This window comes from Pantoea sp. X-Soil-ISGK-275 (assembly GCF_059730795.1).
This window is the reverse complement of sequence record NZ_AP035976.1, coordinates 428,635-446,364: the sequence shown is the minus strand read 5'-3', so window position 1 is coordinate 446,364 and position 17,730 is coordinate 428,635. Positions and strand designations below refer to the sequence as shown.

Annotated in this window: 12 protein-coding genes; 3 read left to right on the top strand and 9 right to left on the bottom strand. The window is 55.4% G+C overall.

The annotated features are described in order from the left end of the window. Nucleotides 1-179: 179 nt before the first annotated feature. Nucleotides 180-1,607 (top strand): MFS transporter, encoded by a 1,428-nt coding sequence (locus AC6I8A_RS01950; protein WP_256698184.1) that lies wholly within the window; start codon nucleotides 180-182, stop codon nucleotides 1,605-1,607. 50 nt (nucleotides 1,608-1,657) lie between these two features. Here the strand turns inward: AC6I8A_RS01950 and AC6I8A_RS01945 are convergent, their stop codons facing one another. The 4 genes from AC6I8A_RS01945 to AC6I8A_RS01930 all read right to left on the bottom strand — a co-directional run bounded on the left by AC6I8A_RS01945 (nucleotide 1,658) and on the right by AC6I8A_RS01930 (nucleotide 8,695). After that, complete coding sequence (locus AC6I8A_RS01945; RefSeq protein WP_265300713.1) at nucleotides 1,658-4,513, bottom strand: Ig-like domain-containing protein; 2,856 nt, start codon at nucleotides 4,511-4,513, stop codon at nucleotides 1,658-1,660. Between the two features lie 329 nt (nucleotides 4,514-4,842). Continuing rightward, nucleotides 4,843-6,162, bottom strand: a complete 1,320-nt coding sequence (locus AC6I8A_RS01940; RefSeq protein ID WP_436332714.1) for a c-type cytochrome — start codon at nucleotides 6,160-6,162, stop codon at nucleotides 4,843-4,845. 11 nt (nucleotides 6,163-6,173) lie between these two features. Continuing rightward, nucleotides 6,174-7,958 (bottom strand): GMC family oxidoreductase, encoded by a 1,785-nt coding sequence (locus tag AC6I8A_RS01935; protein ID WP_256698180.1) that lies wholly within the window; start codon nucleotides 7,956-7,958, stop codon nucleotides 6,174-6,176. A 2-nt stretch (nucleotides 7,959-7,960) separates the two neighbouring features. Beyond that, entirely contained in the window at nucleotides 7,961-8,695 is a 735-nt protein-coding gene (locus AC6I8A_RS01930) for a gluconate 2-dehydrogenase subunit 3 family protein (RefSeq protein WP_101762365.1), read from the bottom strand. Nucleotides 8,696-8,992: 297 nt separating this feature from the next. Between AC6I8A_RS01930 and sbmA the strand changes: the two genes are divergently transcribed. After that, the gene (gene sbmA, locus AC6I8A_RS01925) at nucleotides 8,993-10,228 is read left to right on the top strand and encodes a peptide antibiotic transporter SbmA (RefSeq protein ID WP_312181596.1); all 1,236 of its coding nucleotides are present in this window, start codon (nucleotides 8,993-8,995) and stop codon (nucleotides 10,226-10,228) included. Nucleotides 10,229-10,341: 113 nt separating this feature from the next. On the opposite strand, the gene AC6I8A_RS01920 is transcribed toward sbmA, so the two are convergent. The 4 genes from AC6I8A_RS01920 to AC6I8A_RS01905 form a co-directional block, all read right to left on the bottom strand. After that, nucleotides 10,342-11,982 (bottom strand): dihydroxyacetone kinase subunit DhaK, encoded by a 1,641-nt coding sequence (locus tag AC6I8A_RS01920; RefSeq protein WP_497817930.1) that lies wholly within the window; start codon nucleotides 11,980-11,982, stop codon nucleotides 10,342-10,344. Nucleotides 11,983-12,104: 122 nt separating this feature from the next. After that, nucleotides 12,105-13,157 (bottom strand): 7-bladed beta-propeller protein YncE, encoded by a 1,053-nt coding sequence (yncE, locus tag AC6I8A_RS01915; protein WP_497817929.1) that lies wholly within the window; start codon nucleotides 13,155-13,157, stop codon nucleotides 12,105-12,107. Between the two features lie 215 nt (nucleotides 13,158-13,372). After that, nucleotides 13,373-13,582 (bottom strand): YdgH/BhsA/McbA family protein, encoded by a 210-nt coding sequence (locus AC6I8A_RS01910; protein WP_008105630.1) that lies wholly within the window; start codon nucleotides 13,580-13,582, stop codon nucleotides 13,373-13,375. A 294-nt stretch (nucleotides 13,583-13,876) separates the two neighbouring features. After that, nucleotides 13,877-15,064 (bottom strand): MFS transporter, encoded by a 1,188-nt coding sequence (locus AC6I8A_RS01905; RefSeq protein WP_256698176.1) that lies wholly within the window; start codon nucleotides 15,062-15,064, stop codon nucleotides 13,877-13,879. A 104-nt stretch (nucleotides 15,065-15,168) separates the two neighbouring features. On the opposite strand from AC6I8A_RS01905, the gene AC6I8A_RS01900 reads away from it, so the two are divergent. After that, complete coding sequence (locus tag AC6I8A_RS01900) at nucleotides 15,169-16,119, top strand: AraC family transcriptional regulator (RefSeq protein WP_008105638.1); 951 nt, start codon at nucleotides 15,169-15,171, stop codon at nucleotides 16,117-16,119. Here the strand turns inward: AC6I8A_RS01900 and AC6I8A_RS01895 are convergent. Then, nucleotides 16,116-17,660, bottom strand: coding sequence for a methyl-accepting chemotaxis protein (locus AC6I8A_RS01895; protein WP_265300697.1), 1,545 nt, complete (start codon nucleotides 17,658-17,660; stop codon nucleotides 16,116-16,118). The two genes, AC6I8A_RS01900 and AC6I8A_RS01895, sit on opposite strands and share 4 nt — an antisense overlap. Between the last annotated feature and the right edge of the window lie 70 nt (nucleotides 17,661-17,730).

Genomic DNA, 17,730 nt, shown 5'->3' with positions numbered 1-17,730 from the left:
GGATGGCGACTCCTTTTCTGTGAACTGCAACGTATGTTGCCAAAATGTCACCGTCCCGCCTCTCGGCAACGCTCAGCGAATTTATTATCCTGCTATTCCTTCGCTTGCTAACGGTTAATTATTTTTAAAACCCATCTCAGCCGTCAGCGGGTTCTGCAAACACCGAGGTTTACACAACAATGACAACAATCACGTCGACAGGGATGGCGAACGACCACATCAGTGCGGATCGCCGCACCTTAGCCGGGCGCATTGATGCGCTGCCCTCTTCTGCCGGTCTGTGGCGCTTTATCACGCTACTGGCGCTGGGCGGCTTCTTTGAGCTCTACGATCTGTTTGAAACCGGCTACATCAGCTCCGGCCTGGTGGCGGCGGGCGTGTTTCATACCGGTTCTGCCGGCGTGTTCGGCGTCGCCGATCAGGCGGCATTTGCCTCCGCGACTTTCCTTGGCCTGTTTGTCGGCGCGAGTTTGCTTGCGCCCTACGCCGACCGTTTTGGCCGCCGCCTGACCTTTATGTGCGCGCTGGCGTGGTACGGCGCGTTTTCGCTGCTGATGGCGTTCCAGCAAAGCGCGGAGATGATCATCCTGTTCCGCTTCCTGGTCGGCATTGGCCTTGGCGTCGAGCTGGTGACCATCGATACCTATCTTTCCGAATGGGTACCGGCGCATCTGCGCAGCCGCGCGTTCGCCTTCTCCTTCTTTATCCAGTTCCTGTCGGTACCGGCGGTGGCGCTGATGTCGTGGTGGCTGGTGCCGCAAACCATTCTCAGCCTTGAAGGCTGGCGCTGGGTGGTGATTGCCGGTGCGGTCTGCTCGCTGGTGATCTGGCTGATTCGTAAAAATCTGCCGGAATCCGCGCGCTGGCTGGCACAACAAGGACGGCATCAGGAAGCGCATCAGGTTTTGAGCGCGATGGAAAAGCGCTGTGGTATTTCTTCTCCCCTTCCCCCACTGGTGGGGGAAGGCCGGGATGGGGGACAGTTCGCACCTGAGCAACCTAAGCAAGGGCGTTTCAGTGAGATTTGGGCACCCGCCTATCGCAAGCGCACGCTGATGCTGGTGGTGATGAACTTCTTTCAGGCGATTGGCTTTTTTGGCTTCGGCAACTGGCTGCCCGCGCTGCTGTCGGGCAAAGGCGCGACCGTCACGCATAGCCTGCTGTATGCGTTTTTCATTACGCTGGCCTACCCGCTCGGCTCGCTGATTTGCAGTCGCTACGCCGACAAGCTCGAGAACAAATGGCAGATCGTGTTTTCATCGCTGATGACGGTGGTGTTCGGCACGCTGTTTGCGTTTATGACCAATCCGGTGCTGATGATCATCTGCGGCTTCCTGATCACCTACAGCAACGCGTGGCTGACCTATAGCTATCACGCTTATCAGACCGAGATTTTCCCGACGCACATTCGCGCCCGCGCGGTGGGTTTCTGCTACTCGTTTAGCCGCCTGTCGACGGTGTTCAGCAGTATTTTGATTGGCATTATTTTGCAGTATGCCGGCAGCCAGGGCGTGATCGCCTTTATCGTGCTGAGTATGTTGATGGTGATGCTTTCGGTGGGCATTTATGGGCCGAAAACCCGTGGGATGGATTTGGAGAATATTTGAAAAGTATTAAAGAAAATGGCGGCCAACTTGGCCGCCATGATGAGAAGTGGTTAAATCAGATCGATTTTCACGCCCTGTTGTACCAGCAATTCCACATCCAAACCGTCGTGGCTGTATACCTGATATTTCAAACCAGCCACTGACACCTTACCCTTTTGGCGATGCCAATCACCTTCATCAATGCCATTGCCTAATAAGTCATCTAGCTTAATGACATCATTTTTGTTTCCTTTCACCACCAATTGCGTTTTTCCATCCTGAATAAAGAGATCTTTGCTACCCGCACTTAGGATGTCACTGACATTAATGTTGAGCGTATTCCCAGAGCTGATTTTGACCATATTCACTACCGATTTTTGGTTGCTGGCTGCGATTAAGTCAGCTAAGTAATCGGATGAAATTTCATTCATTTTGGATGCAAAGCTATCGGGTTTAGCGTCAAAGGTGAACATAGCCGCGTTAGGATCACGTACCGTGCTACCGGATACCTGGAAATCGTGCGTGCCGTAGGAGGTGAGCTGCGGTGTAGTAAATGTCCATTCGCCATTGGCGTTAGCTTTGGTACTGCCACTGACCCACCATTTGCCGTTGTCATGTCTGGCATGAATGTAGACGGTGCTATTAGCCGATGTATAGCCTTTTAGGGTTGGCGTCAGATCATCAGTACGGCCACCATTAACAATATTGCCCTGGAGCAGACCATTGTTGTCATGGGCAGTAACAATGACCGGGACAATCCTGCTGTCAGGCGCTGCATACAGCGAGAGAAAGGCGGAGCTTGGATCACGTACCGCACTGCCGGATACCTGGAATGTGTAGGTGCCGTAGGTAGTCAACTGCGGCATATCATATGCCCACTCTCCTTTGGCGTTGGCGTTCGTGCTACCACTTATCCACCAATTGCCGTTTTCATGCTTAGTATGAACGTACACAATCGCGCCAGCAGAGGCATGCCCTTTCAGGGTTGGCGTCAGGTCGTCGGTTCGGCCACCATTCTGGATGGTGCCCTGAAGCTTACCATTGTTGTCATATGCGGTATCAATGACCGGCGCAATCTGCGCGTCTGGACCCGCATACAGCGTGAAAGTCGACGCTTTTGGATCGCGTACCGTGCTGCCGGATGCCTGGAAATCGTAGTTGCTGTGGTAAGGCAACTGCGGCATATCATATGACCATTCACCTTTGGCATCCGCTTTCGTACTGCCGCTTACCCACCATGCGCCGCTTTCATACTTCACATGAATGTAGACAATCGCGCCCGCAGAGGCATGCCCTTTCAGGGTTGGCGTCAGGTCGTCGGTTCGGCCACCATTCTGGATAGTGCCCTGTTTCAGCCCGTTGTTGTCGATGAGGTAATCAATGACCGGCGCAATCTGCGCGTCTGGACCCGCATACAGCGTGAAAGTCGACGCTTTTGGATCGCGTACCGTGCTGCCGGATGCCTGGAAATCGTAGTTGCTGTGGTAAGGCAACTGCGGCATATCATATGACCATTCACCTTTGGCATCCGCTTTCGTACTGCCGCTTACCCACCATGCGCCGCTTTCATACTTCACATGAATGTAGACAATCGCGCCCGCAGAGGCATGCCCTTTCAGGGTTGGCGTCAGGTCGTCGGTTCGGCCACCATTCTGGATGGTGCCCTGTTTCAGACCATTGTTGTCGTAGGCAGATTCAATGACGGGTTGCACATATGTATTGATCTGGAGAGAGAATTCGCCACTCTTACCGTTATAACTTGTTGAGTTGGATGCCTGAAAATCATAGACGCCATTGCCGTTAGTCAGTTTGGCTACTTCAATATTCCAGAATCCGTTTGCATCGGCTACGGCACTGCCTTTGAGGGACCAACTGCCATTCTGATGACGCGCATGAAGGTAGACAATACTGTGAGCTTCAGCACTGCCACTAAAGGCTGGGGTTAAATCATCGGTATCAGCACCAGAAGCGAGTTTACCCTGTGCATCACCAAAATTATCCCATGCATACTCAATCTTCACCGTAGTGGGGGCAACTGCAATCACGTCAAACGCTGCGGTTGGCTGGCTTAATTCACCTCGACTATTCTGCGAACGCAGAGTAATGCTGTTTTTGCCATAGTGCAGTACATCTGAGCTTGCTTCCCAAGCCCACTTTCCATTCTCAACCGGAGCAATACCAACGCGTTTTCCTTTGACATAAATATGAACGGATTCGGCGCCAACTGGCGCATTACCTCGCAATGATGGACGAAGATCATCCGTGCTCTCACCATGTTTGATGACACCGGTTTCCAGGCCGTAATTGTCATACACCTCCAGCAATTGAGGTTTATTGATGGTGGGTACATTTACAAACAGCGTGAAGACATCAGAATCTTCACTGACCTGGCCAAAACGATCGGTAGCGGTGACGTAGATGCGCTGTTCGCCATCACGCAATTTAGGTTCCATTGTCCACTGGCCATTTTTCGCCGCCTGTACACTACCCAACAAGAAGCCATTGCTGTACACACGAACAATACTGTCTGGCTCGGCATAGCCAGAAATCGTCGGTTTACGGTCATCAGTAAATCCCTTGTCTCCTACGGGCCCCTTAACGCTCCCAACATCATCCATAATGCGCGTAATACCCGGCTTATCCGGTGCGCTAAGATCGACATTAATGCGTGTCTGATAAACATCGCCATAGTTCCCGGCGAGATCAACATAGCGAATGGAAAGATTATGGCCGCCTTCAGCTAATTGCAGTGGCAACTGAAATTCCCAATCGCCATTAGCGTCTATTTTTGAAGTGAATTTTTTCCCATTAATAACGAGCTCGACGATGCCATCCTTAGCATCGGGAGCATTAGATTTCCAGTATTGATAGGGCGTATTAACCCAGTTTTCAAAACCAGGCAACATAGGATCATAGGCAGTTGACATAAAAATTCCTTTTAATTAAAGCGTTGAAAATATGAAAAACAGCAATAGCAAAAGGATTTTTAAATAATTAACATTCGGTATTAAAACAGAAAGGTCTTGAAAGCAATAAAAAAACTCAACAGAAATTATACACAAGACAAGTCTTTCGACAATTAAGCGATAATTTTTATTCATTTACCAATGAGAAATTAAATAATATTTAGAAATGTGTTTTGCGGGAGGTTAAACAATACAGAATTTAAAAATGACCATGAAACAGGATTATTCATTAATGAAATGATGAGTACTAAAAAATAGTAGAAAGGAGGCCACACTGGCCTCCTGCCATTTTACTGCCCTTCCAACACCTTAATATCTGCATTACCCTGCTTCGGCTGCACGGTTTCGTCTTTACGCAGTTCGGCCACATCTTTCGCCGACACGCTCGACTTCACGCCATTGCCCCAGCTGCCACGGATAAAGTTCACCACATCCGCCACCTGCTGATCGTTCAGGCGCCAGCCGAACGCCGGCATGGTGATCGCCGTGGGTGCGCCTTTCACGCCAGGTAAAGTGCCGCCAACCAATACGATGTGAATCAGCGAGGTCGGATCGTCTGCCATCACCACCGGATTGCCGCGCAGCGCGGGGTAGAAGCGCTGATAGCCGCTGCCGTCGGTTTTGTGGCACGCCGCGCAGCTATCGACATAAGTCGATGCGCCTGGCTGGCTGTCGTCACCTTTCCACAACGCCTGAGACACCGCATCATCCTGCTTAAACACCGCCTGATTTGGATCTTTCGCGCCGAGGGATTTCAGATACTTAGCAATCGCGCTGATATCGTCATCGCTCAGATACTGCAGGCTGTGCTGCACCACATCGGTCATGCCACCAAACACGGCGGTGTGATCGTTGCGGCCAAAGCGCAGGAACTGCTTGAGATCCTCTTCGCTCCAGCGACCTAAGCCATCGCGGTTGTCGCCACGCAGGTTGCTGGCGGTCCAGCCATCAATCGGCGCGCTGCTGCCAGCGAGATAGTTGTTGCCTTCGCCGTTGTTGAGCGCTTTTTCCTGCATGGTGATGCTACGCGGCGTATGGCAAGCGCCACAGTGACCGAGACCTTCCACCAGATAGCGACCGCGTGCCAATTGCGGATCTTCCTGTGCCGCCGGCTGGAACGCTTTCACGTCCGGCGCAAAGATGCCGCGCCAGATGGCTAATGGCCAACGCATCGACAGCGGCCACGGAATGTCGCTCTCTTTGTTCGCCTGCGCCACCGGCTGCACGCCGTGCATGAAGTAGGCGTAGAGCGCCTTCATGTCGTCATCGCTGACCACCGCGTAAGACGGATAGGGCATCGCCGGATAGAGCGTGTCGCCGTTTTTCGCTACGCCGTGACGCACCGCTTTCTGGAAGTCGTCATAGCTGTAATCACCAATCCCGTTGGCTTTGTCCGGCGTGATGTTGGTGGAGTAAATGGTGCCGATCGGCGTCGCCATCGGCAGTCCACCGGCAAAGGGTTTACCGCCTTCGGTGCTGTGACAGGCCACGCAGTCGCCCGCGCGCGCCAGATACTCACCGCGCTTCACCAGCGCGTCCGAACCTGCTTCGTCCGCCACTGCGGCGAACGTCATCGTGCCCAGAAACAGGGCTAAAATGCTTTTGATCATCGCCGTGTTCCTTATGCCTGTACCAGCGGGCCGGGGTTTTTCAGATACTGTTCACGAATCGCTTTGGCAGACCAATAGGTCAACGCGGCGACCATGCCCGTTGGGTTGTAGCCGAGTCCCTGCGGGAACGCCGAAGCGCCTGGCACAAACACGTTCGACACATCCCAGCTCTGCAGATAACGGTTCACTGCGCTGGTTTTCGGATCTTCACCCATGATCGCGCCGCCGCTCATGTGCGTGGTTTGATACACGGTGGTATCGAAGTGCGAGCCCGGTCCTTTCGCGCCGCCGATGATCATTTTCGGGTTCATCGCTTCGGTGATTTTGCGCATTTTGCCGATCATGAACTGCGCCATCTTGATGTCGTTATCCTGCCAGTCAAAGGTCATACGCAGCAGCGGCTGGCCGTAGGCATCTTTGTAGTTAGGATCGAGATCGAGATAGTTGGCGCGATAAGACTGGTGCGCGCCGTGCGCATCCATCGAGATGTGATGGTTGTAGGTATCCGCGACCGCCGATTTCCACTGGCTGCCCCAGTTTGGCGTGCCCTTCGGCGTCGGCAAACCAGAGATCGGCTTGGTACCGGCCTGATTGACCCAGAATGGCGAACCGCCAACAAAGCCGTGCGGGCCGTGATCGAAGTTATCGGCGTTGAAATCATCCACCGCCACACCTGCGCCACCGGCACCGATAAACGGGTTGGTGGTGGTGTTTTTGTCGAACAGCGCTTTCAGCGTCGAAATGTTCTGATAGGCGAAGTTACGACCGACCACACCTTCGTTGGAAATCGGGTTATACGGCTTGCCGATGCCGGAGAGCAGCATCAGGTGCACGTTGTGGAACTGGAATGCCGACAGAATCACCAGATCCGCAGGTTGTACCACTTCTCGGCCCTGACCATCGAGATAGGTCACGCCGGTGGCGCGCTTTTTATCGTCGGTGAGATTAACGCGCAGCACGTAGGCGTTGTTGCGCAGCTCGAACTTCGGTTCCTGGCGCAGCGCGGGCAGGATGTTGACGTTCGGCGAGGCTTTGGAATACATGTAGCAGGCGTAACCGCTGCAGAAACCGCAGAAGTTGCACGGGCCCATCTGTGCGCCGTAAGTGTTGGTGTACGGGCCTGAGGTGTTGGCCGACGGCATATCATAAGGGTGATAACCCACTGATTCCGCCGCTTGCGCGAACAGTTGTGCCGAGTAGGTGCGCTTCTGCGCCGGCAGCGGGAAATCGCTGGAACGATCGGGCGCGTACGGGTTACCACCCTTCTCTTTGCCCAGCAGCTTGCCTTTAATTGACCAGGCGCTGCCCGAGGTGCCGAACACTTTCTCGGCCTGATCGAAGAAGGGTTCCAGCTCGTCATAATTGACGCCGAAATCCTGAATCGTCATGCCTTCCGGAATGAAATTTTTACCGTAACGCTGCTCGTAATGGCTACGCAGGTTCAGCTCAACCGGGTCAACGCGGAAATGCACGCCTGACCAGTGCAGACCGGCGCCGCCGGTGCCGGTGCCAGGCAGGAACGCCGCCAGCTGGCGATAAGGTACGGCGGTTTGCGAGGCATCGTGACGGATGGTGACGGTGCTTTTCGACAGATCCTGGAACAGCTTTTTGCGGATGTTATAGGTCAGTTCGTCAATTGACTGCGGATAAGATCCATCCGGATAGGTATCGCGATGCGGACCGCGCTCCAGCGCCACCACATTCAGGCCTGCTTCAGTCAGCTCTTTCGCCATAATGGCGCCCGCCCAGCCGAAACCGACGACGACCGCATCCACTTTTTTCAATTCATTTGCCACGCTTACGTCCTCTCCCCGCGAATATCCACTGACGGGAACGGATAACGTTCACCGCGTTCCACCCAATCCATAAAGTCAGCGCGCGCGCCGGGGAAGCCAATCAGCTTCCAGCCCACCATGCCCTGGTTGCCGCCGTGGATCGGATCGCTGAAATAACCCTCGCGGGTGTTTTGCAGCAGGAAGGAGAAGAAGGTTTTCGCTGGCAGCTGCGGGAATTCGGCCGTGCCGCTTTCAAACGCGGTCAGCAGCGCATCTTGCTGCTCGCCCGTCAGCTCAGCAAACACTTTGCCATGCTGCTTTTTGCTCCAGCCATCGGCATCGGCGAGGCCGAGACGGTAGATCTGCTGCGGTACCAGCGGCAGCTGATAACCCAACTCTTTCGGCAGATCGGGATTGAACGGGCCTTGCATATACCAGTTGTTACCGGTGGCATACGGCGTGTTCATTTGACGATCGATAAACTCCGGCACGCCAGCTTCAAGTGCGCCAGGACCGCGTTCATCGTTGGGAATCAGGCGCGCCACGGCCGCGGTGATAAAGGCAAACTCTTCGGCGGTGAACCAGGTGGGCTGGTAGCTACGCGCCTGTTGTGGTGATGCGTTTTGTTCTGCTGCCCCAGCGGCCATCGGTGCCACCAGTGCGCCCATCGCTGTACTGCCCACCGCCATTGCCGGCGCCAGGGTGATGGTTCTCAGCAGAAAATCCCTGCGAGTGTGACCATTTTTTTGTTCTGACATGACATTGCCTTAGTACCACATATAATGCGGCATGAAAGTTAAGTAGTTGCGTTGTATTGTTTTTTTAATTGATAACTTAAGGGATACAGCAGCACTGTTACCGGTAACAGTGCAAATATTGTAACACCATTGCTGTGGATAATTTAGTTCTTAGAAACAAATTCGCACTAATTACTTAACAATTGCCGCTGTCGCTTTACATCGCAGCGGCGAAGCTGTCATCGTCAGATACAACCGACAACAGACAGATAGAGGTCTGAAGCGGTATAAAAGAGTACACACAACAGCGGAGTGCCTATGTTTAAGTCCTTTTTTCCGCGGCCAACGCTGTTTTTCAGCTCAGCTGCGATTTGGAGTTTAGTAGCAATTTTTGCCTGGTTCGGCTTTTTCAGTGATTTCCCGGCGCGCTGGCCTGCGCTCCAGGCGGCGATGCACGAACCTTTGCCAACCAATGCCAGCCGTTTTATTCATATCAGCCAACTGTGGTTTTACGCCTATTACTGGATTATTGCCGGCATCTTCGCGCTCACCTGGCGTGTGATTGATAACCATCCGTGGCAGCGCTGGTCGGTTTGGGGATCGATTCTGATCATCTTTGTCACCTGGTTTGGGGTGCAGGTCGGCGTGGGCGTCAACGCCTGGTATGGCCCGTTCTACGACATGATTCAGCAGGCACTGACCAAAGCCGGTTCCGTCGCCATCCACCAGTTCTATGTGCAAGTGCTGGCGTTTCTCGGTATCGCGCTGATCGCGGTGGTGATTGGCGTGATGAACTCGTTCTTCGTCAGCCATTGGGTGTTCCGCTGGCGTACTGCGATGAACAATTACTACATGCACAACTGGCAGCGTCTGCGTCTGGTTGAGGGTGCGGCACAGCGTGTGCAGGAAGACACCATGCGCTTCGCGGGTACGTTGCAGGATTGGGGCATCAACTTTATTCAGGCGATTATGACGCTGGTGGCGTTTCTGCCGGTGCTGGTCACGCTGTCGCACCATGTGAAAGAGGTACCGATTCTCGGCAGCATTCCGTATGCATTGGTGATTGCCGCGCTGCTGTGGTCGCTGTTTGGTACCGCGCTGCTGGCGTTGGTGGGGATTAAACTGCCGGGGCTGGAGTTCCGTAATCAGCGGGTAGAAGCGGCCTATCGTAAAGAGCTGGTGTACGGCGAAGACGATCCCGAACGCGCTTCACCGCCGACGGTGCATGAGCTGTTTAGCCGCGTGCGTCAGAACTATTTCCGCCTCTATTTCCACTATTTGTACTTCAACATCACGCGCATTATGTATCTGCAGGTGGATAACGTGTTCGGGCTGTTTGTGCTGTTCCCGTCGATTGTGGCGGGCACCATTACGCTCGGCCTGTTGAACCAGATTACCAACGTGTTTGATCAGGTGCGTTCGTCGTTCCAGTATTTGATCACCTCGTGGTCAACGCTGATTACGCTGATGTCGATCTACAAACGTCTGCGCAGTTTCGAGCAGATTTTGCAGGATATTCCGCACGAAGAGATGATGCGCGAAGCGGCGGAGTAAGGTGCGGTCTGATGCCCTCTCCCACGGGGAGAGGGAGACGCTGCCATAGGCTCGATCGGTTCCCTCTCCCGCTTGCGGGAGAGGGTTAGGGTGAGGGGCCAGGCGCACTCTGTTTAGCCCGCCAATACCGCAAACACTTTCTCAATCGCGTACGCGCCCGGATCCTTCACCCCATCCAGACTCTGCTGATTCAGATACGCGGAACGCCCCGCTTTGGCGTTCTGCATCTGCGCGGTGGCGTCAGCGCCTTTCTGCGCCGCTTGTGCCGCTGCTGCCAGCGACTCGCCTGCCACTAACGCTTCCAGCGCCGGTTGCAGCGCATCCACTAAAGTGCGATGACCTGGCTGCGCGCCGCCGTAATGCTTCATGCGTTCCAGCCCGTGCATCAGCGCCTGCGGCAGCGCGCTGCCCTCTTCCAGCTGCTGACCGGCGCTGGTGAACAGAATCGACATCAATACGCCGCTCGATCCGCCCATCACCGTGGCCAGCTGCTCGCCAATCAGCGCCAGCAAGGTTGGCAGCTCATCCAGCGGCAGCTGTTTTTCCTGCAAACCGCGCTGAATTTTCTTCGCCCCGGCGGCAAAGGTTGAACCGGTATCGCCATCGCCCACTTTGGCATCCAGCGCGTTCAGCTCGCTTTCCAGATCGATCAGCGTCTGCGTGACGCTTGCGACAATCTTCGCCACCTCAGCATTCTCAGAGGCATCAAAATCCAACACGCTGCCGATCTTCTCGGCACGTTGCAGGCTGATCGGCGCAAAGTCATACACCGGCACCCAACCCAGCACCTGAACCGGCGCGTTCAACGCTTCCAGGAACGGCTCTTCCAGCGCCAGCAGCGTCAGTGAGAAACCCTTCATATCCAGCGCACTCACCAGCGTTGCCGGACCCAGCAAATGCGTGATGCGCGCCGCCAGCGGCGATTGCAACACTTCACGCGTCAGCAGCGCCAGTTCAAGCTGCGAGAAACCACCGAGATTGTTGATCAGCAGCAGTGCCTGTTTGCCGTCCGGCAGCGCCTGCGCCAGTTTATCGGTCATGATGCTGGTGATGTTGCGGCTGTCTTGCGTATCCAACGTGATGACGCCCGGCTCGCCGTGAATGCCCATGCCGAGCTCGCTGTGACCAGGCTCGACGCGTTCATCACGTTTTTCGCCCGGCACATGGCAAGTGGCAAAAGCCAAACCGATGGACGATGTGGCATCAATCGCCCGCTGCGCCAGCGCTTTCACCTCATCCAGCGATTGTCCCTGCTCTGCCGCAAAGCCCGCGATTTTGTGCACCAGCACGGTGCCCGCGATACCGCGCGGCTGCGGGTTTTCTGGCAGCGCGATATCATCCTGCACCATCACCAGCTCAACCTTGTAGCCGAGGTTTTTGGCTTTCTCCGCCGCCAGACCAAAGTTGAGGCGATCGCCGGTATAGTTCTTCACAATCAGCAGGCAACCGGCATCGCCGGTGACGTTAACGATGGCGTTCAGCACCGCATCGACACTCGGCGACGCAAAGATATCGCCGCACACCGCCGCCGTCAGCATGCCTTTGCCGACAAACCCGGCATGCGCCGGTTCATGTCCGGAGCCGCCGCCGGAGATCAGCGCCACTTTGCTTTTATCCCAGTCCGAGCGCACCACCACGCGAATCTCATCACCGAGATCGAGGCGACTGAGGTTATGCCACGGCGTGCTCAGCAAAACCCCTTCGATGGCTTCGTTAACCAGATCGTTTTTCTCATGCATAAAAAACTGGCTCATTGCATCCTCTCCATTGGTGTTGTTGCTCTACAAGGTAGCGTATGTGTGGCGATAAAAACGGCGCAGAGGGCAGAAATGCAAAAGGCGGCATAAGCCGCCTCTCAGTTTCAGAAAACTACCGATCAGAGTTCGATGCGCAAAACGCTATCGGGATTTTTAGGTGGCTCTTTGCGTGAACCCGGCTGCTTGATGCTGACAAACAGGGTTTTACCATCGGCGGAAACCGCCAGGCTGTTTGGCAGGCCCGGCGCTTTCACCGTGCGTTTCACTTTGTAGTTGCTGGCGTCGATGATGCTGATTTCGCCCGCTTTGCGGTGCGTAACGTACAGCTCATCACGATCGGCATTGAACAGCACCGCCAGCGATTCCGGCACATCGATCTTGTGGATCACCTGCTGCGTACGGGTATCCAGCACCAGCACCTGCGACTGTTTTGAGTCGCTGAGGAAGGCGCGATGGCCTTGAGTATCCAGCGAGATATTCAGGAAAAAGTGATCTTTATCGCCATCGATTTTCTGGCGCTTTTCAATCGCATTCAGGCGCGTGTTAATGGTCACCAGTTCGCCGTCGGAGTTGGTGACATACAGTTTTTGCGCCGCTGAATCGATGGCCAAACCGGTGCCCATTTTGCCGGTGTTCGGCACGGTGCTGATCAGTTTCAGGGTTTTGCCATCCACCACCCACACCACGCTCTGCTCACCGAGGCCGGTGATGTAAACGCGATCGGTTGCTGGATCGACGGCCAGCTGACGCGGCTGCAGCGGACGCACGGTTTCGCTGCGCTGACGGCCATCCAGCACCAGCGTGTTGATCACTTTGCCGCTGGTGGCATCCACTGCGGTCAGTGAACCGTCACGCGTGTTACCGAAGTACAGGGTGTTGGTTTTCTGGTTAATCGCCGCGCCAAAGGTCGGCAGATCGGTATTGATGGTTTGCTTCACCGCCAGATCTTGCGGATCGAGACGATAAACGGTGCCGCCTTTTTTGTCGGTTGTGCTCTGCGCGGTGGCGAGGAACAGCGCGTTATCGCTGTTGCTGAATGCCAGTTCGTAAGCGCCTTTTGAGATCACCTGATTCAGCGGCTGAGATTCTGCCGCCATCACCGCATAGGTCGAGAACAGCGCCGTTGCCAGCAGCAGTGGACGCAGCGCCCACGATTTTTTATTCGTCTTCATAACTTCTCCATAGCAAAAACACCGCCTGATGGCAGTGAAGTGAAAGCTCGACATTACAACCAATATTTAAAAAGACAGCCCGAGGCGAGCCGACGAAGGGTGCTACTTTTTGAGAATAGTAATCATTTCGAAGGGAAAGTGACAGGATTTTATCAGGTTACCAACGCCGCCAGGGCGCCCGAAGGCACCCTGTCAGCACAGAACGTTAACGCAACTTATTTGGTCAGTTCGGCAGTCATGTGCACACCGTTGTTGAAATTGGCTTCGGTCACTTTATAGGAAGCACCAGCTTCGTGCGCCTGAGCAGCGATTTGCGCTTCTGCACCATCCAGCGTTGAAGCGGTTGCAGTGATGCTTTGCGCAAAGCTAGCGAATGGCAGAACGGTCAGAGCGATAACAGCAGCAAAAGTTTTGATAGATTTCATGGTCAATTCCTTAATGTATGTTTGATTGAGTAAGGCGTCATCGCCTTGTTGAGAGATATAATAGGCGCAGAATCGATCAGTAAAAAGCGGAGAGATTTGCCGTTGTTGTTCGAATATTTTGAACCTAAAAAGCACATTTAGGTTAACCTTTGTGCAAAAGGTTAAAAATCTGATATTTAATTAAAAGGCAGGATTTATGGCTGTGATAGGTAAGGTTTCGTAGGGTCGCCATTTATGGCGACCTTTGATTCATGCGGTTGATGGCAAGGTCGCCATAAATGGCGACCCTACGGGTTAACCGTGGTGGCGGACGCGGGTGAAGATGGTGATGGCGGCTAATAGCATCAGCACGCCGCTGGCGAGGAACACGCCGCCTGCGCCTTGCAGATCAAACATCCAGCCACCGGCGGCGGCACCGGCGGTGATTGCCAGCTGGATGGTAGCGACCAGCAAACCGCCGCCCGATTCGGCATCGTCCGGCACCGCGCGGGAAATCCACGTTGACCAGCCGGTTGGCATCGAACCAAACGCCAGTCCCCACAGCGCCACGCCCGCCGCGACCAGCCATGACACCTCGCCGAAGCTCACCAGCAGCAGCGCGGTCACGCTCATCACCAACGCCATCGCGGTTAACGTCAGCGATACGCTGCGCGTCACCAGATAACCGGCCAGCGAAGTACCGAAGAAGTTCGCCACGCCAAACGCCAGTAGCACCAGCGACAGCTGATTGACGTTGAGCTGCGCGCTGCCTTCGAGGAACGGACGCAGGTAAGTAAAGAAGGCGAAGTGGCCGGTGAACATCATGATCACCGCCAGCATGCCCCAGCGCATCACGCTTTTACGCAGCAGATCCAACACGCCACCGCTGCGCGCTTTATTAATCGGCGGCATCGCGGGCAAGGTGAAGAACTGCCACAACAGCGCCAGCACGCCCAGCGCGGCGGTCAGCATAAAGATGTTACGCCAGCCAATAATGCCGCCCAGATAGCTGCCGAGCGGCGCAGCAATAATGGTCGCCAGCGAAATACCGCTGAACACGATGGACAGCGCGCGCGGCACCTGATCACTCGGCACCAGACGCATGGTAATGGCCGTGGAGAGCGTCCAGAAGCCGCCAATTGCCACGCCCAGCAGCACGCGGGCCAGCAGAATCATCGGCAGATTCTCAGCAAAGGCCACCAGCAGTGCGGAGGCAATCAGCAGCAGCGTAAAGGCCAGCATCACCACACGACGGTCAAGCTGACGCGTCACGTTGCCGATCACCAGACTGGTGAGTAGCGCCACCAGCGCCGTCACGGTAACGGTTTGTCCCGCCTGCCCTTCGCTGATGTGCAGCGTGTCAGCAATCGGCGTCAGTAAACTGACCGGCAGAAATTCTGCTGTAATCAGGCCGAACACGCCAAAGGCCATGGCAAACACGGCGCCCCACGCCGGTTTATCCACTTCTAATGGTGTTTCGATAACGTCAGTATCCAGGCTCATCTGTGATCCCCATCACAAAATATTTAGCGTTAAGCATAGTGACGGATCACCAGACGATCTATGATGCAGAAACTTTGTTTTTTGATTATTCGTCTGAGATTACCATGAGCCGCTATGAAGACCTGACCAGTGAATTGCTGATGGGCATGCGCCTGTACGGCGTCAAATACCAGCGAATCGCGCTGCATGCGCCCTTTGGCCTGCAATATGAGGACGCGCCAGGCAAGGCGCAGCTGCACTTTGTTGGGCGCGGATCGTTACTGATCCGCTCGGCATCGGGCGTGATCTATCCGCTGCAGGCGGGCGATGCGTTGCTGATCCCGCACGGCAAACCACATGCGTTGATTTCCAGCGAAGAGGCAATCTGTGAACCCATTTCGACTTTTAACAGTCGCCCAATTTGCGACAGCGTCTGTGCCATCGGCGACGGCGTAGACGTCTGCCCGGATGACAGCGATGTGATTCTGTTCAGCGCCTGCATGGCGTTTGAGCTTGGCGGCATGCAGCCGCTGGTCCATACCATGCCGGATGTGATGCTGGTGAGTACGCTGCTGGCGCAGTACCCGGAAATCCAGCCGATTCTCGATGCGATGGAGCGCGAAACGCGGCAGCGCAAAGCCGGATTCGCCGGGATTCTGTCGCGGTTGGCAGATGTAGTGGCGGCGCAGATTGTGCGCGGCTGGGTGGAGAACGGCTGTGGCAAAGGCAGCGGATTGGTGCAGGCGCTGCGCGATCCGCGTCTCAGCCTGGCGATGGCGGCGATGCATCGTGAACCTGGTGAAAACTGGACGGTGGAACGGCTGGCGCGGGAATCCGGCAGCTCGCGTTCGGTGTTTGCTGCTCGTTTTCAGAGCGCAACCGGCATGACGCCGCTGCGCTATCTCACTGAGCTGCGTATGCGATTGGCGGTGGAACGTATCGTGCATGAAGGCGAAGCGGTGGAAAGCGTCGCCTTCCACCTAGGTTACGGTTCGCTGGCGGCATTTAGCCGCGCATTCAAACGCATTGTCGGCACACCGCCCGGTGCACTGCGCGCCGAACGGGAAATGCGTTAACGAAACACGCTGATCGCTTCCACCAGACGATTGGCCTGGTGCTTCATGCGTCCGGACGCTTCAGCGCCTTCTGCCACGCGTGCAGCGTTTTGATGGGTGATGTCGTCGAGATCTTCCACCGCGGTGCTGACCTGCGTTAGCGCGATGGCCTGCTCGGCAGTTGCGCCGCTGATCTGCGCGATCAACGCGGTGACATTCTGCACCTGATCAACAATCTCCTGCATGGTGTGACCGGCCGCATCAGCGTGATCGCTCCCCGATTGGACGCGGCTGGCGCTGGTTTCCACCAGATTTTTAATTTCGCTGGCGGCTTTGGCGCTGCGCTGCGCGAGGCTGCGCACTTCACCGGCCACCACCGCGAATCCTTTTCCCTGCTCGCCGGCGCGCGCCGCTTCCACTGCCGCATTCAGCGCCAGAATATTGGTCTGGAAGGCGATGCCGTCAATCACGCTGGTGATATTGGCGATACGTTTCGAGCTGTCGGCGATTTCCGCCATCATCCCCACCATCTCCTGCATCACCTTGCCACCTTTGATCGCCGCATGACTGGTATTTTCCGATAAGCCATTCACCTCTTTGGCGGTATCGGTGTTGCTCTTCACCGTGGCGGTCATTTCGTTCATGGTGGCAGCGGTTTGCTGCACGTTAGCGGCAGCTTGTTCGGTGCGGCGGCTGAGTTCGTCATTGCTGCGCGCGATGGCATCGCTGGCACTGAGCACGTTAATTGCCTGACCGCTAACATCATCCACCAGCCAGCGGAACATCAGGCCGAGCTGGCCGATGGCGCGCAGCGTGACGCCAATCTCATCGACGCGATCGATCTGTTCCACTTTATGGCTGGCGCCGGTCGCCACGCTTAATGCCTGACGGCACATGCGTTCCATTGGACGTGAAATTTGCTGCTCCAGCCACAGGCTCGCCAGCAGCAACAGGCCCGCCATGCCGCCAGCAAAGCAGCCTATCGCCAGCGGTGTCACATCAAGCAGCCAAACACCCAGCACGGAAAGCGGCAGTAGCGTGAATAAAGTGGAGCGAATGCGCCAGCGCAGCGGCAGGGTTTTCAGGATCGAGCCAAGGGCACGCCAGCCGGTGCCAACGATCAATCCTTTATGGAAACGACGTCCTTTGGCGCGCCCTTCGCGGAAGTCGCGGTACAGCGTTTCGGTGTGACGCACCTCTTCCGCTGACGGCTTGGTGCGCACCGACATAAAGCCCTGCACTTTGCCCTCGCGCACCACCGGAATGGCGTTAGCGCGCACCCAATAGTGATCGCCATTCTTACGCCGATTCTTAACCAGCGCCGTCCACGGCTCGCCCTGCTTGAGCGTCGCCCACATATCAGCAAAGGCTTCCGGTGGCATATCCGGATGGCGCACCATGTTATGCGGCTGGCCATTCACCTCTTCCGGGCTGAAGCCGCTGACGTCAATAAAGGCGTCGTTGGCGTAGGTGATATAGCTGTTGAGATCGGTGGTCGACATCAAAGTGGCGTCATCCTCAAACGCGAATTCGCGCTGAGTGACGGGCTGGTTATTACGCATGTGTGTGTCCTTGCAAAACGCAGGCGAAAAGAAAAATCGATTATGCTTTTTTACCTTTTCGGCAGCGCAC

What these genes read in the sequence shown, in the direction of transcription:
- AC6I8A_RS01950 (WP_256698184.1), top strand. Translation starts at nt 180, where the DNA reads ATGACAACAATCACGTCGACAGGGATGGCGAACGACCACATCAGTGCG.
- AC6I8A_RS01945 (WP_265300713.1), bottom strand. Translation starts at nt 4,513, where the DNA reads ATGTCAACTGCCTATGATCCTATGTTGCCTGGTTTTGAAAACTGGGTT.
- AC6I8A_RS01940 (WP_436332714.1), bottom strand. Translation starts at nt 6,162, where the DNA reads ATGATCAAAAGCATTTTAGCCCTGTTTCTGGGCACGATGACGTTCGCC.
- AC6I8A_RS01930 (WP_101762365.1), bottom strand. Translation starts at nt 8,695, where the DNA reads ATGTCAGAACAAAAAAATGGTCACACTCGCAGGGATTTTCTGCTGAGA.
- sbmA (WP_312181596.1), top strand. Translation starts at nt 8,993, where the DNA reads ATGTTTAAGTCCTTTTTTCCGCGGCCAACGCTGTTTTTCAGCTCAGCT.
- AC6I8A_RS01920 (WP_497817930.1), bottom strand. Translation starts at nt 11,982, where the DNA reads ATGAGCCAGTTTTTTATGCATGAGAAAAACGATCTGGTTAACGAAGCC.
- yncE (WP_497817929.1), bottom strand. Translation starts at nt 13,157, where the DNA reads ATGAAGACGAATAAAAAATCGTGGGCGCTGCGTCCACTGCTGCTGGCA.
- AC6I8A_RS01910 (WP_008105630.1), bottom strand. Translation starts at nt 13,582, where the DNA reads ATGAAATCTATCAAAACTTTTGCTGCTGTTATCGCTCTGACCGTTCTG.
- AC6I8A_RS01905 (WP_256698176.1), bottom strand. Translation starts at nt 15,064, where the DNA reads ATGAGCCTGGATACTGACGTTATCGAAACACCATTAGAAGTGGATAAA.
- AC6I8A_RS01900 (WP_008105638.1), top strand. Translation starts at nt 15,169, where the DNA reads ATGAGCCGCTATGAAGACCTGACCAGTGAATTGCTGATGGGCATGCGC.
- AC6I8A_RS01895 (WP_265300697.1), bottom strand. Translation starts at nt 17,660, where the DNA reads ATGCGTAATAACCAGCCCGTCACTCAGCGCGAATTCGCGTTTGAGGAT.